This window comes from Klebsiella sp. P1927 (assembly GCF_018204675.1).
Lineage (GTDB): Bacteria > Pseudomonadota > Gammaproteobacteria > Enterobacterales > Enterobacteriaceae > Klebsiella > Klebsiella pneumoniae.
Genome location: NZ_CP073377.1, coordinates 1,908,842 through 1,923,050 on the forward strand (window position 1 = coordinate 1,908,842; position 14,209 = coordinate 1,923,050).

The following is a 14,209-nucleotide window of genomic DNA, read 5'->3' on the forward strand; positions in this document are numbered from 1 at the left end:
TGTTAATCCGCTGTTCCAGGCACTACACTGGAGAGAGGAGGAACCATGACCCTTTCTTTTACCACCCACTGGCGGGATGAACTGCCGGACTTTTACACTTCCCTGTCACCAACGCCGTTGGATAACGCCCGACTCATCTGGCGCAACGCCCCGCTGGCGCAACAGCTGGGGGTGCCCGACGCCCTGTTTGCGCCTGAAAGCGGGGCCGGTGTCTGGGGCGGCGAAGCGCTGCTTCCGGGCATGTCGCCGCTGGCGCAGGTATACAGCGGCCATCAGTTTGGCGCCTGGGCCGGCCAGCTGGGCGACGGACGCGGGATCCTGCTCGGCGAGCAGCAGCTGGCGGATGGCCGCCGTTACGACTGGCATCTGAAAGGCGCCGGCCTGACTCCTTATTCGCGGATGGGGGACGGCCGCGCCGTGCTGCGCTCGACGATCCGGGAAAGTCTGGCGTCGGAGGCGATGCATGCTCTGGGGATCCCGACGACGCGCGCCCTGGCGATGGTGACCAGCGATACCCCGGTCTACCGCGAGCGCGTGGAGCCCGGCGCGATGCTGATGCGGGTGGCCGAGAGCCATGTCCGCTTCGGCCATTTCGAACATTTTTACTATCGCCGTGAGCCGCAGAAGGTCCAGCAACTGGCCGACTATGTTATTCGCCACCACTGGCCGCAGCTGCAGGATGAGGCGGATAAGTACCTGTTATGGTTCCGTGACATTGTCATGCGTACCGCGCAGACTATCGCCAGCTGGCAAACCGTGGGCTTTGCCCATGGGGTGATGAATACCGACAACATGTCGATTCTCGGTCTGACCATCGACTACGGCCCGTATGGCTTCCTTGACGATTTTCAACCGGACTTCATCTGCAACCACTCCGATTATCAGGGGCGCTACAGTTTTGAAAACCAGCCGGCGGTGGGGCTGTGGAATCTGCAGCGTCTCGCCCAATCGCTGTCGCCGTTTATCAGCGCTGAAGCGTTAAACGCGGCGCTGGATGAGTATCAGCACGCCTTGCTGACCGCTTATGGCCAGCGGATGCGCGATAAACTCGGCCTGTTCAGCCAGCAGAAAGGGGATAACGACCTGCTGGACGGGCTGTTTGCCCTGATGATCCGCGAGAAGAGCGACTATACCCGGACGTTCCGCCTGCTGAGCCACAGCGAACAGCTCAGCGCCGCTTCGCCGCTGCGCGATGAGTTTATCGACCGCGCGGCCTTTGACAGCTGGTTTGCCGGGTATCGTGCGCGGCTGCGTGATGAACAGGTGGACGACGCGCAGCGCCAGCAGAGGATGCAGGGCGTGAATCCGGCGCTGGTGTTACGTAACTGGCTGGCGCAGCGGGCGATCGAGCAGGCTGAGGCGGGCGATATGGGCGAGCTGGAGCGCTTGCATGCCGCGCTGGCAGACCCCTTTACCGATCGCGAGGACGACTACGTCCGCCGCCCGCCGGACTGGGGGAAACGTCTGGAAGTCAGCTGCTCGAGCTAACTTGCCTCGCCCCGCGTTCAGCGGGGCGCTTACTTGGTCAGAATTAACTTCCCGGCGTGGGTCTGGCGCAGCAGATAGCGCTGGCCGCCATGCTCAATCACTACTCGTCCTTCGCTGCCTAACAGAACCCGACTGCTGATCTCTCTGTCCGTCGCCACGGGATAAGGGGCATTGTCTTTTGGTTTTTCAGCTGTGGCAGTGTTATCCATACGCGTCATAGCTCTCAGAATAAAAATCAAGGCAACAATGATAATCATTATCAATAATGTTGTTTTTGACGGCAAGCGTTATTTATCGTGTTACCGGATTTGGTAGGGGAGTCAGCGAAGAGAATTGCCCGCCGCAGGCGCGGCGGGCGGAGCGGTTACAGGCGGGTGGCGGTGGCCGCAGCCAGCTCGCTCAATAATCTTTCGCTGTCTTCCCAGCTCAGGCAGGGGTCGGTGATCGACTGGCCCCAGGTCAACGGCTGGCCGGGGACCACTTTCTGAGTGCCTTCCTGCAGGAAGCTTTCGGCCATAATCCCGGCGATGGCGGTGGAGCCCGCGCGAATTTGCTGACAGATATCGGCGCACACCTCCAGCTGACGGCGGTGCTGCTTCTGGCAGTTGCCATGGCTGAAATCAACGACCAGCTGTTCCGGCAGATCGTATTCACGCAGCGCCTCGCCGGCGGCGGCGATATCCTCGGCGTGATAGTTTGGCCGTTTGCCGCCGCGCATAATAATATGCCCATACGGATTGCCGCTGGTCTGGTAAATCGTCATCTGACCCTGCTTGTCCGGAGAGAGGAACATATGGCTGGCGCGGGAGGCGCGGATGGCGTCCACCGCGATGCGCGTATTGCCGTCGGTGCCGTTTTTAAATCCAACCGGGCAGGAGAGCGCTGAGGCCATTTCACGGTGGATCTGGCTTTCTGTGGTGCGCGCCCCGATGGCTCCCCAGCTGATGAGATCGGCGATAAACTGACCGGTCACCATATCGAGAAACTCGGTGGCCGTCGGTACCCCCAGCTCATTAACCTGCAGCAGCAGGCGCCGCGCCAGCTCAATTCCGTGGTTGACCCGGTAGCTGCCGTTGAGGTCGGGATCGGAGATTAAGCCTTTCCAGCCCACCACGGTGCGCGGTTTTTCAAAATAGGTGCGCATCACGATCTCCAGCTGCGGCTGGTAGCGCTCGCGCATGCCCTGCAGGCGGCGGGCATACTCCAGCGCCGCGTCGGTGTCGTGAATGGAGCAGGGGCCGATAATCACCAGCAGTCGGCGGTCTTCGCCGTTGAGGATTTTTTCAATTCGGCGGCGGGAGGCCGAGACGTGGGCAGCCACGTCGGCCGTCACGGGATGGCGCTGGGCCAGCTCCGCGGGCGTTACCAGGCTCTCAATGCGCGCGGTACGCAATTCGTCTGTTTTATTCATTGGGGTCTCAAAAATCTGTTTCTTCCGCGGCGAAAATGCCGGGAAGTGATGCGCATCACGATAAACCAATCCCTGCTTATTGCAAGAGCAGGGCATGATCCTGTATAGGCCACGGGTGATAGCATAAACAAATTTTTAATAATGTACTAGTGTATTAGTACATTCTGCGATTCAGCCCCATGATGTCCATGATTTTTGTCGCTATTTCCTCAACGGAATAGTTGGTGCTGTTCAGGCAGGGGATTTTATTCTTGCGATACAGGGCCTCCACTTCGGTCACTTCCATCCGACACTGGCGCAGGGAGGCGTAGCGGCTGTTCTCCCGGCGCTCCTCGCGGATCGCCGCCAGACGCTCCGGATTGATGGTCAGGCCGAACATCTTATGCTGCAGGGGTTTCAGCGAGGCCGGCAGAACCAGATTGTCCATATCGTCGGCGATAAACGGATAGTTGGCGGCGCGAATACCGTACTGCATGGCGAGATACAGACTGGTGGGTGTTTTGCCGCAGCGCGAGACGCCGAGGAGGATCACCTGCGCCTGGTCAAGGTTGCGCAGCGAGATGCCATCGTCATGGGCAAGGGTATAATCGATAGCGGCGATACGCGCATCGTATTTAATCAGGTTGCCGGGGTTGAGGCCGTGGGTACGGTGGGCCACCGGCGTCGGGTCGAGGTTGAGCTCCTGCTGCAGCGGGGCCACCAGCGCCTGCACGATATCCTGACAAAAGCCTTCACTTTGCAGAATAATGTCGCGTATTTCCGGGATGACGATGGAGTAGAACACCAGCGGGCGAATACCCGTTTGCTGATAGATGGCGTCGATCTGCTCCTTTACCGCCCGCGCGCGGCTGATGTTTTCCACAAACGGCAGGGTTACGCTGCTGATGGCGACCGGGAATTGCGACATCACGGCATGCCCCAGCACCTCCGCCGTGATGGCGGTACCGTCAGAAATATAAAATACGTGGCGATCTACAGCACTTTCCATTTTGACCATCCGGTATAATGAGTTTAATTGCCTGAAAGCGGATATTAAATTTAAGCATATCCCTGTTTGATTTGTCTCTTGTTAAAATTGAAACGCTATTTTTGTTTTTTATGAAAAGGGTAGTTCATTTTCTTTTTGTCGCCGTTATTTCCAGCGTTTTTCATCAGAATTCCTAAAAATCATCAAGTTAGCAATATCGGGGGAACAGTCCGAAAAATGAAAAAATAATTTGCTTGAACGATTCACCGTTTTTTTCAGCTTCATAAATATGTCAGGATAATCCTGCAGTCGATCGTGAAATTTTTTTCACTGGTATTAAATCACAAAAGGATTGTCTCGATGTCCAACAATGGCTCGTCACCGCTGGTGCTTTGGTATAACCAACTCGGCATGAATGATGTAGACAGAGTTGGGGGCAAAAATGCCTCCCTTGGTGAAATGATTACGAATCTGTCCGGTATGGGTGTTTCCGTACCTAACGGGTTTGCCACCACCGCTGATGCTTTCAATCAGTTCCTGGACCAAAGCGGTGTTAACCAGCGCATCTATGCGCTGCTGGATGAAACCGACATTGACGACGTTTCCGCATTAGCGAAAGCGGGCGCGCAGATCCGACAGTGGATCATCGATACCCCCTTCCAGAGCGAACTGGAAAACGCGATTCGCGATGCTTATGACCTGCTGTCCGCCGATGACGCCGAGGCCTCATTCGCCGTGCGCTCTTCCGCCACCGCGGAAGATATGCCGGACGCCTCCTTCGCCGGACAGCAAGAGACATTCCTCAACGTGCAGGGCTTTGACGCCGTGCTCGTTGCCGTGAAGCACGTGTTTGCTTCGCTGTTTAACGATCGCGCAATCTCCTATCGCGTGCATCAGGGTTACGATCACCGCGGCGTGGCGCTCTCCGCCGGGGTGCAGAGGATGGTCCGCTCCGATCTGGCCTCCTCCGGCGTCATGTTCTCCATCGATACCGAATCCGGCTTTGACCAGGTGGTGTTTATCACCTCGGCGTGGGGTTTGGGCGAGATGGTGGTGCAGGGCGCGGTGAACCCGGACGAATTCTACGTCCACAAACCGACGCTGGCCGCTGGCCGTCCGGCGATCGTGCGCCGCACCATGGGGTCGAAAAAGATCCGTATGGTTTACGCGCCGACCCAGGAGCACGGTAAACAGGTGCGTATCGAAGATGTGCCGCAGGCGCAGCGCGATATTTTCTCGTTAAGCAACGAGGAGGTGCAGGAGCTGGCGAAGCAGGCGGTGCAGATCGAGAAGCACTACGGCCGTCCGATGGATATCGAGTGGGCGAAAGATGGCCACACTGGTAAGCTATTTATCGTCCAGGCGCGTCCTGAAACCGTGCGTTCCCGCGGCCAGGTGATGGAGCGTTATACCCTCCACGCTCAGGGGCAGATCATCGCCGAAGGGCGCGCCATCGGCCACCGCATTGGCGCCGGTCCGGTCAAGGTGATCCACGATATCAGCGAGATGAATCGCATTGAGCCAGGCGACGTACTGGTTACCGACATGACCGACCCGGACTGGGAACCGATCATGAAAAAAGCCTCGGCGATTGTCACCAACCGCGGCGGGCGTACCTGTCACGCGGCGATTATCGCCCGTGAGCTGGGGATCCCGGCGGTGGTCGGCTGCGGCGATGCTACCGATCGCATTCAGGAAAATCAGAATGTCACCGTCTCCTGCGCCGAAGGCGACACCGGCTATGTCTACGCCGAGCTGCTCGACTTCAGCGTCAAGAGCTCCAGCGTCGGCGACATGCCGGATCTGCCGCTGAAGGTGATGATGAACGTCGGCAACCCGGATCGCGCGTTCGACTTCGCCTGCCTGCCGAACGAAGGCGTCGGTCTGGCGCGGCTGGAATTTATCATCAACCGTATGATTGGCGTTCATCCGCGCGCGCTGCTGGAGTTTGACGACCAGGAGCCGGGCCTGCAGAACGAAATCCGCGAGCTGATGAAAGGCTACGATTCGCCGAGAGAGTTCTACGTTGGCCGCCTGACCGAAGGGATCGCCACCCTCGGCGCCGCTTTCTATCCGAAACGGGTGATCGTGCGTCTGTCGGACTTCAAATCGAACGAATACGCCAACCTGGTGGGCGGCGAGCGCTATGAGCCGGAAGAAGAGAACCCGATGCTCGGCTTCCGCGGCGCCGGACGCTACGTTTCCGAAAGCTTCCGCGACTGTTTCGCCCTTGAATGCGAAGCGATGAAGCGCGTGCGTAACGACATGGGACTGACCAACGTTGAAGTGATGGTCCCGTTCGTCCGTACCGTCGCCCAGGCGAAAGCGGTGGTCGAAGAGCTGGAGCGTCAGGGGCTGAAGCGCGGCGAGAACGGGCTGAAGATCATTATGATGTGCGAGATCCCGTCGAACGCCTTGCTGGCGGAGCAGTTCCTCGAGTACTTCGACGGCTTCTCCATCGGTTCGAACGACATGACCCAACTGGCGCTCGGTCTGGACCGCGATTCCGGTGTGGTTTCTGAGCTGTTTGATGAACGCAATGACGCGGTGAAAGCCCTGCTGTCGATGGCCATCCGCGCGGCGAAGAAACAGGGTAAATACGTCGGCATCTGCGGCCAGGGGCCGTCTGACCATGAGGATTTCGCCGCCTGGCTGATGGAAGAGGGGATTGATAGCTTGTCCCTGAACCCGGATACCGTGGTACAAACCTGGTTAGGTCTGGCGGAACTGAAAAAATAAGTTCGCCCTGACAGGACCGATCCCCGGCAGCGATGCCGGGGATTTTTTTTACCGGTGTCAGGCTATCTGGTGTCGTGATGCGCAGGGCAAAAAAAAGCCCATCGTGGGAGATGGGCAAAGACTACACACAGCAATTCGTTGTTTCACTCAGGGGATTTCCATGCTTATAAATCAAGGTGTTGATTTATAACCGTGAGCTAATAGTAGGCAGCGGGGCCTTTGCCGTCGATCAGATTCCTCTCAATAGTTAAATTGTTGTGAAGGACCGGGGGAGGAAAGCGAGGTGAAGGGCGCGCGGGGCCAGCGCATTGCCGGCGATCAATAAATTTTGCTTAACAATATGCGGGCAAAGAAACAGGCGGGTCTCCCCGCCTGCCAGGCATTACTTGCGACCGGCCTCCAGCTCACTGAGCTCTTCAAGGACGACGTCAGGGTCTTTCGGCGGCGGCGGCACCTCATGCACCCAGGCGTCATACAGTCGCCAGGAGACGGCGAGCAGCACCGGACCGATAAACAGGCCGATCATGCCGAAGGCGATCAGGCCGCCAATGACGCCGGTGAGGATAAGGATCATTGGCAGGTCGGCGCCCATGCGGATGAGCACCGGACGAATAACGTTGTCCATGGTGCCGACTACGCAGCTCCAGACCAGCAGCACGGTGCCCCAGGTGGTGTCCCCGCTCCAGTAAAGCCAGATAATCGACGGCACCAAAACCAGTAAAGGGCCGAGCTGAACCAGACAGGTAAAGATCATCACCACGGTCAGCAGAGCGGCGTAGGGCACGCCGGAGACGGCAAGGCCAATCCCGCCCAGTACCGCCTGAGTGAGGGCAGTGACCACCACGCCCAGCGCCACGGCGCGCACGGCCTGGCCGGCCAGCAGCACCGCGGCGTCGCCGCGTTTGGCCGCGAGGCGCGTGGCGAAGTAGCGGAAACCATAGGCCACCTGCTCGCCGCGCCAGTAGAGCAGCGCGCTGAACAGCAGCATCAAACCGCAGTAGACCAGCAGCTTGCCGATGTGCGCCGCCTGACCGACAAACCAGCTGGTGGTGGTGCCAATATAGGGACGAACCTTGGCCATAATCGCCGAGCCGCCCATATCCAGCAGACCGTGCCAGGCGGAGTACAGTTTATCGCCGACCAGCGGTACGCTGTTGAGCCAGGCGAAATCCGGCAGCGTCACATTTCCGCTGCTGATGAGTTTGATCAGCGGAACGCTGTTATCCACCAGGCTGTTGACCAGCAGAGCGATAGGAATAACGAATAGCAGAAACAGCAACAGGGTCATCGCCAGCACCGCCAGCAGTCGTTTGCCGAACAGCACACGCTGCAGACGCAGCAGCACCGGCCAGGTGGCGATCACCACCGTACCGGCCCAGGCGAAGGACAGAATAAACGGCTGCACAACCCACAGGCAGGATATGATAATCAGGGCCAGGAACAGCACCGACAGCAGTATTTGCGGAATGTCCCGAGGCTGATGGGGATTAATCATAGAGAAATTTTACCTTTCCAGTCGCGCCAAACAGCTGGCGCCGCGTAAATCCATATACTGATAATAATATCAATAATTTTGCCGGGCTGATTTTGCACAGAAAACACGTGGGCGCATATGAAAAAAATGTGATAAAAAGTTGAATGCGCTACGCAAACGTTTAGTTAGCACCAACACAATATTTTCAAACACAACATAGTCAGGCAGGGTCAAGCGTGATGATCCCACAAATTTCTCAGGCGCCAGGGGTAGTTCAACTGGTGCTGAATTTTTTGCAGGTACTGGAGCAACAGGGTTTTACCGGCGATACCGCCACCAGCTATGCCGACAGGCTAACGATGGCCACCGACAACAGCGTCTATCAGCTGCTGCCGGATGCGGTCATTTTTCCACGATCCACGGCGGACGTGGCGCTGCTGGCGCGCGTCGCCGCCGAACCGCGTTTTAAATCGCTGATTTTCACCCCGCGTGGCGGCGGCACCGGCACTAACGGCCAGGCGCTGAACGGCGGGATTATCGTTGATATGTCCCGCTATATGAATCGCATCATCGAGATTAACCCTGACGAGGGCTGGGTGCGCGTTGAAGCCGGGGTCATCAAAGATCAGCTGAACCAGTTTCTTAAACCCTATGGTTACTTTTTTGCGCCTGAGCTATCCACCAGCAACCGCGCCACGCTGGGGGGGATGATTAACACCGACGCGTCCGGCCAGGGATCGCTGGTGTACGGCAAAACGTCGGATCACGTGCTCGGCCTGCGGGCGGTGCTGATGGGCGGGGATATCCTCGATACCCAGGCGGTGCCGGTGGCGCTGGCGGAGACGCTGGGCAATACCCCCTCGACGGTTGGCCGGATCTACAACACGGTCTACCAGCGCTGCAAGGCGCAGCGTGACCTGATCATTGATAAGTTTCCCAAACTCAACCGCTTCCTCACCGGATACGATCTGCGTCACGTCTTTAACGATGAGATGAGCGAGTTCGATCTGACCCGTATTTTAACCGGTTCGGAAGGGACGCTGGCGTTTATTACCGAAGCGCGGCTGGATATCACCCGCCTGCCGAAGGTGCGCCGTCTGGTCAACGTCAAATATGACTCCTTCGACTCTGCGCTGCGCAATGCGCCCTTTATGGTCGAAGCGAAAGCCCTGTCGGTGGAGACCGTCGATTCTAAAGTTCTCAATCTGGCGCGCGAGGATATCGTCTGGCACTCGGTAAGCGAACTGATCACCGACGTACCGGATAAAGAGATGCTCGGGCTCAATATCGTCGAATTCGCCGGCGATGACGCGGCGCTGATTGACCAGCAGGTTACTACCCTGTGCCAGCGGCTGGACGAGCTGATGGCCGCCAGCGAGGCGGGCGTCATTGGCTGGCAGGTCTGTCACGATCTTGAAGGCGTGGAGCGCATCTATGCCATGCGCAAGAAGGCCGTCGGCCTGTTGGGCAATGCCAAAGGCGCCGCCAAGCCTATTCCTTTCGCCGAGGACACCTGCGTACCGCCCGAACATCTGGCGGATTACATCGTCGAGTTCCGCGCGCTGCTCGACAGCCACGGCCTGAGCTATGGCATGTTTGGCCACGTTGATGCCGGGGTGCTGCACGTGCGCCCGGCGCTGGACATGTGCGATCCGCAGCAGGAGGTGCTGATGAAGCAGATCTCCGACGATGTGGTGGCGCTGACGGCGAAGTATGGCGGCCTGCTGTGGGGCGAACATGGCAAAGGGTTCCGCGCGGAGTACAGCCCGGCCTTCTTTGGCGAGACGTTGTATGCCGAGCTGCGCAAGATCAAAGCGGTCTTCGATCCCGATAACCGCCTGAATCCGGGTAAAATCTGTCCTCCGGAAGGTATCGACGCGCCGATGATGAAAGTCGATGCGGCGAAGCGCGGCACCTGGGATCGGCAGATCCCCATCGCGGTGCGCAGCAGCTGGCGTGGGGCGATGGAGTGTAATGGCAACGGGCTGTGCTTCAACTTTGACGTCAAGAGCCCGATGTGTCCGTCGATGAAAGTCAGCAACCAGCGCATCCACTCGCCGAAAGGGCGGGCGACGCTGGTGCGGGAATGGCTGCGCCTGCTGGCCGACCGCGGCGTCGATCCCAACCAGCTGGAGAAGGCGCTGCCGGAGCAGGGCGTCAGCCTGCGCTCGCTGGTCGCGCGCACGCGCAACAGCTGGCATGCGCGCAAAGGCGAATATGACTTCTCGCATGAGGTCAAAGAGGCGATGTCCGGCTGTCTGGCCTGTAAAGCCTGTTCGACCCAGTGCCCGATCAAAATCGATGTTCCCGAGTTCCGCTCGCGCTTCCTGCAGCTGTACCACAGCCGCTATCTGCGGCCGGTGCGCGATCATCTGGTGGCCTCGGTCGAATCTTATGCGCCGCTGATGGCGCAGGCGCCGAAGACCTTTAACTTTTTTATTAACCAGCCTTGGCTGAAAAAGCTGTCGGAGAAGCATATCGGGATGGTCGATCTGCCGCTGCTCTCGGCGCCGTCGCTGAAGCAGCAGATGGCCGGCCACCGCTCCGCCAATATGACCCTTGAGCAGCTCGAAGCGCTGAGCGCCGAGCAGAAAGCGAAGATGGTGCTGGTGGTGCAGGATCCCTTCACCAGCTACTACGACGCCCAGGTGGTGGCCGACTTTATCCGTCTGGTCGAGGCCTTAGGCTATCAGCCGGTGCTCCTGCCGTTCTCGCCGAACGGCAAGGCGCAGCATATCAAAGGCTTCCTCACCCGCTTCGCGCGCACCGCGCAGAAGACGGCGGACTTCCTCAACCGCGTGGCGCAGCTGGGCATGCCGCTGGTGGGCGTCGATCCGGCGCTGGTGCTCTGCTACCGCGATGAGTACAAGCAGACGCTCGGCGACAAGCGCGGCGATTTCCAGGTGCTGTTAGTCCATGAGTGGTTGCCGAAGGCCCTAACCAGCGACGCCCGTCCCGATCTGGGCGGTGAGCCCTGGTACCTGTTCGGTCACTGTACCGAAGTGACCGCGCTACCGGCGGCGACAAAGCAGTGGGCAGATATTTTTGCCCACTTCGGCGCGAAGCTGGAAAACGTCAGCGTTGGGTGTTGCGGGATGGCTGGCACCTATGGTCATGAAGTGAAAAACCACGCCAACTCGTTGGCCATTTACGCGCTCTCCTGGCAGCAGGCGATGCAGCGGCTGCCGCGAAACCGCTGTCTGGTGACGGGCTACTCCTGCCGCAGTCAGGTGAAGCGTATTGAAGGCAGCGGCGTTCGCCACCCGCTGCAGGCGTTACTGGAGATAATCGGATGATTTGGAAACGTCAGGCCACGCTGGAGCAGCTCAACCGGCTCGGTGAGGGGAACATGGTAGGGCTGCTCGATATTCGCTTTGAGACCGTTACCGACGATACGCTGGAGGCCACTATGCCGGTCGATAGCCGCACACAGCAGCCGTTTGGCCTGCTGCACGGCGGAGCGTCGGTGGTGCTGGCGGAGACCCTGGGGTCGGTGGCAGGCTATCTGTGCAGCGAAGGCGAACAAAAGGTGGTGGGGCTGGAGGTTAACGCCAACCACATCCGTTCGGCGCGCGGGGGCCGGGTGCGCGGCGTCTGCAAAGCGCTGCACGTCGGGACGCGCCATCAGGTCTGGCAAATTGAAATCTTCGACGAACAGTCGCGGTTATGTTGTTCATCACGACTAACCACCGCGGTAATATAAGCCGCATGGCGGGAGGCGAATAGCCTCCCTTTTTTTAAGGTAATAAGCGAGAGCCGGCCTGCCAGAGCCAGAGAGGTTGTCACAAGATCAGCCGGGCGTCGGCAGGGAATTATCTAATATTTATATTATTACCGATCCACTCTCGTTATTTATGCTACTCTTTTCAATACTAAATGCTTAAAGGTAACAAGAGGACGGTTAACCATGGGTATTCTTTCCTGGATCATTTTTGGACTTATTGCCGGTATTTTAGCCAAGTGGATTATGCCGGGAAAAGATGGCGGCGGATTTATCGTGACCGTTATTTTGGGGATCATCGGCGCCGTGGTCGGCGGCTGGATCAGTACCCTGTTTGGTTTTGGCAAGGTCGATGGGTTTAATTTCGGCAGCTTCGTGGTAGCGGTTATCGGTGCGCTGGTGGTACTGTTTATCTACCGGAAAGTGCGTAGCTAATTTTCAGCTGCTCAGCTGTAAATAAGTACATAAAAGCTGCCGCGATATGCGGCAGCTTTTTTATTGCTGACAGATGACAGCGTAGATCTCCCCTGGGCTATTGTCTGTCGGTTCCCTCGCCAACCGGCACCACCTCAACGTGCACTTCGTAGTGTTTCGCCTGGCCGGCGGGGATCAGCGCGGTCAGTTTGTTAATGGTTTCCGCTGGCGTATCGGTTGCTACCGTGGCTGAAAACAGCACCGGTCTGTGCGGCGGAAGCTGCGGCGGGAACGGCGGCAGGGGGCCACGATCCCTCTCCATCGGCGGGCGGACTCCGTTATCGACGACAGGCGCCGGGACGTCGGTTTTATCAGCCGCAAAGGCGCTGGCGGCGGTAACGGTGGCGATAGCGAACAGGGCAAGCAGAGCTTTTTTCATCCGGGATTCCTCAATAAGCAAGTCCCAAAAGAGTAGAGGGTGCCGGCAGGCGGAACAATCCCAGGCGGCGCGAATCCTCTGAATCTTCTTTTTTCCTCGCGAATGTGGAGGTCAGATGAGAGCGAGTGTCATTGCGTTCGGGAGCCTCTTAATTCAGCAGTACGCTCATAATCAGCAGTACGGCCATGCACATCGACATAATACTGATATCAACAATCATTCTGTACGACAAAAGCTCCAGCTAAACGGGTACGGCGGGCAGGTAAAAGCCCATCTTATAGTGGTTAAAGAGTGTACCCTGCCTACATCCATTGAACAAACGTTTATTGACTAATATTGTCGGCCTGCGTCGGCCATCGGCCACCGCCTGGAGCAACATGAGGATGGCTCATGTTGCATTGAATTTAAGTCGCTTTCCCTCCAGCGCTGACTCTGGCAAAAATAGGTTCATTAACGAATCAACAACATTTACCGGTTGAAGCGCGCCCGGCCTGACTCCGCGTCGCCAGGCTGGTGGAGAGTATTCCGCCGGGTTCGCTTTATGCCCGCCATCAGGATGGACAATCGCCATGAATAATAAATTTACCTATACGATTAAGCGCACCCGGTTTGATGAAAACTATAACCCTGCGGAAAATACGCGTATTACCACCAACTTCGCTAATTTAGCCAGAGGGGTGAACCGTGAGGAAAATCTGCGCAATACGTTAATCATGATGAATAACCGTTTTAATAGCCTGGCCCACTGGGATAATCCCCATAACGATCGCTATGCGGTGGAACTGGATATTATTTCTGTCGAGATGAATATTGCTCAGGATAGCGCCAGCTTCCCGGTGATTGAGATCCTGCAAACGCATATTGTCGATAAAAAGAGCGGGGAGCGTCATGCCGGTATCGTCGGCAATAACTTCTCCTCCTATGTGCGGGATTACGATTTTAGCGTACTGCTTCTGGAACATAATAAGGACCAGAGTCGCTTCAGCGTACCGGAAAACTTTGGCGAGCTGCACGGCAATATCTTTAAGGATTTTGTGCAATCCAGCGCCTGGCGCGCCAACTTCAGCAAGGCGCCGGTGATTTGCCTGAGCGTCTCCAGTAAAGATGTTTACCATCGCACCGGTAACGAACATCCGGTCCTCGGCATTGAATATGCTCAGGAAGGCGTCTCGCTGACCGAGCGCTATTTCAGCAAAATGGGTCTGCAGGTACGCTATTTTATGCCAAAAAACAGCGTCGCGCCGTTGGCCTTTTATTTTACCGGCGATCTGCTCAGCGATTACACCAGCCTGGAACTGATCGCCACCATCAGCACGATGGAGACGTTTCAGAAAATATATCGCCCGGAGATCTACAATGCCAACTCCCCGGCGGGGCAATACTATCAGCCCAATCTCAGCCACCTGGATCATTCATTAACAAAAATCGTCTATGACCGGGAAGAGCGCAGCCTGTTGGCGATTGAGCAGGGGAAATTTACACAACAACATTTTATCAACCCGCACAAGACGTTGCTTGAGCAATGGTCTGCTAATTTCGCGCTTTGCTAAACCCAT

General features: G+C 57.5%; 12 protein-coding genes and 1 other RNA gene. 6 read left to right on the forward strand and 7 right to left on the reverse strand.

Going from position 1 to position 14,209, the window contains the following annotated elements; all coding sequences use genetic code 11:
* The first annotated feature begins 45 nt into the window (after window positions 1-45).
* Complete coding sequence (selO, locus tag KB892_RS09655; RefSeq protein WP_004184566.1) at window positions 46-1,488, forward strand: protein adenylyltransferase SelO; 1,443 nt, start codon at window positions 46-48, stop codon at window positions 1,486-1,488.
* Between the two features lie 29 nt (window positions 1,489-1,517).
* On the opposite strand, the gene hemP is transcribed toward selO, so the two are convergent.
* From hemP to KB892_RS09675, 4 genes are all read right to left on the reverse strand, one after another.
* Window positions 1,518-1,697 carry a hemin uptake protein HemP gene (gene hemP / locus KB892_RS09660; protein WP_014343179.1) on the reverse strand — a complete coding sequence of 60 codons (180 nt, stop codon included), beginning with the start codon at window positions 1,695-1,697 and terminating at the stop codon, window positions 1,518-1,520.
* A gap of 155 nt (window positions 1,698-1,852) precedes the next feature.
* Window positions 1,853-2,899: a 3-deoxy-7-phosphoheptulonate synthase AroH gene (gene aroH, locus KB892_RS09665; protein WP_002909064.1), complete on the reverse strand. Its 1,047-nt coding sequence runs from the start codon at window positions 2,897-2,899 to the stop codon at window positions 1,853-1,855.
* A 154-nt stretch (window positions 2,900-3,053) separates the two neighbouring features.
* Window positions 3,054-3,887: a posphoenolpyruvate synthetase regulatory kinase/phosphorylase PpsR gene (locus KB892_RS09670; RefSeq protein WP_002909061.1), complete on the reverse strand. Its 834-nt coding sequence runs from the start codon at window positions 3,885-3,887 to the stop codon at window positions 3,054-3,056.
* A gap of 144 nt (window positions 3,888-4,031) precedes the next feature.
* Entirely contained in the window at window positions 4,032-4,151 is a 120-nt protein-coding gene (locus KB892_RS09675; RefSeq protein ID WP_002909058.1) for a hypothetical protein, read from the reverse strand.
* 75 nt (window positions 4,152-4,226) lie between these two features.
* Here KB892_RS09675 and ppsA point away from each other — a divergent pair, with 75 nt between their 5' ends.
* Window positions 4,227-6,605 carry a phosphoenolpyruvate synthase gene (gene ppsA / locus KB892_RS09680; protein ID WP_002909055.1) on the forward strand — a complete coding sequence of 793 codons (2,379 nt, stop codon included), beginning with the start codon at window positions 4,227-4,229 and terminating at the stop codon, window positions 6,603-6,605.
* A gap of 86 nt (window positions 6,606-6,691) precedes the next feature.
* Here ppsA and rprA read toward each other — a convergent pair.
* Both rprA and ydiK read right to left on the reverse strand, forming a co-directional pair.
* Window positions 6,692-6,799: antisense sRNA RprA (rprA, locus tag KB892_RS09685), an RNA gene on the reverse strand.
* A gap of 188 nt (window positions 6,800-6,987) precedes the next feature.
* The gene (gene ydiK / locus KB892_RS09690) at window positions 6,988-8,100 is read right to left on the reverse strand and encodes an AI-2E family transporter YdiK (protein WP_004148729.1); all 1,113 of its coding nucleotides are present in this window, start codon (window positions 8,098-8,100) and stop codon (window positions 6,988-6,990) included.
* Between the two features lie 218 nt (window positions 8,101-8,318).
* Here ydiK and KB892_RS09695 point away from each other — a divergent pair, with 218 nt between their 5' ends.
* The 3 genes from KB892_RS09695 to KB892_RS09705 all read left to right on the forward strand — a co-directional run bounded on the left by KB892_RS09695 (window position 8,319) and on the right by KB892_RS09705 (window position 12,235).
* On the forward strand, window positions 8,319-11,375 hold the full coding sequence (locus KB892_RS09695) for a D-2-hydroxyglutarate dehydrogenase YdiJ (RefSeq protein WP_004200261.1): 3,057 nt from the start codon (window positions 8,319-8,321) through the stop codon (window positions 11,373-11,375).
* Complete coding sequence (gene menI, locus KB892_RS09700; RefSeq protein ID WP_002909015.1) at window positions 11,372-11,782, forward strand: 1,4-dihydroxy-2-naphthoyl-CoA hydrolase; 411 nt, start codon at window positions 11,372-11,374, stop codon at window positions 11,780-11,782. The genes KB892_RS09695 and menI overlap by 4 nt, the downstream gene beginning before the upstream one ends.
* Window positions 11,783-11,986: 204 nt before the next feature.
* Window positions 11,987-12,235 (forward strand): GlsB/YeaQ/YmgE family stress response membrane protein, encoded by a 249-nt coding sequence (locus KB892_RS09705; protein ID WP_002909014.1) that lies wholly within the window; start codon window positions 11,987-11,989, stop codon window positions 12,233-12,235.
* Window positions 12,236-12,332: 97 nt separating this feature from the next.
* On the opposite strand, the gene KB892_RS09710 is transcribed toward KB892_RS09705, so the two are convergent.
* Window positions 12,333-12,653, reverse strand: coding sequence for a hypothetical protein (locus tag KB892_RS09710; protein WP_004184563.1), 321 nt, complete (start codon window positions 12,651-12,653; stop codon window positions 12,333-12,335).
* Between the two features lie 569 nt (window positions 12,654-13,222).
* Here KB892_RS09710 and KB892_RS09715 point away from each other — a divergent pair.
* Window positions 13,223-14,203 carry a DUF1852 domain-containing protein gene (locus tag KB892_RS09715; RefSeq protein WP_002909008.1) on the forward strand — a complete coding sequence of 327 codons (981 nt, stop codon included), beginning with the start codon at window positions 13,223-13,225 and terminating at the stop codon, window positions 14,201-14,203.
* The last annotated feature ends 6 nt before the right edge of the window (window positions 14,204-14,209 follow it).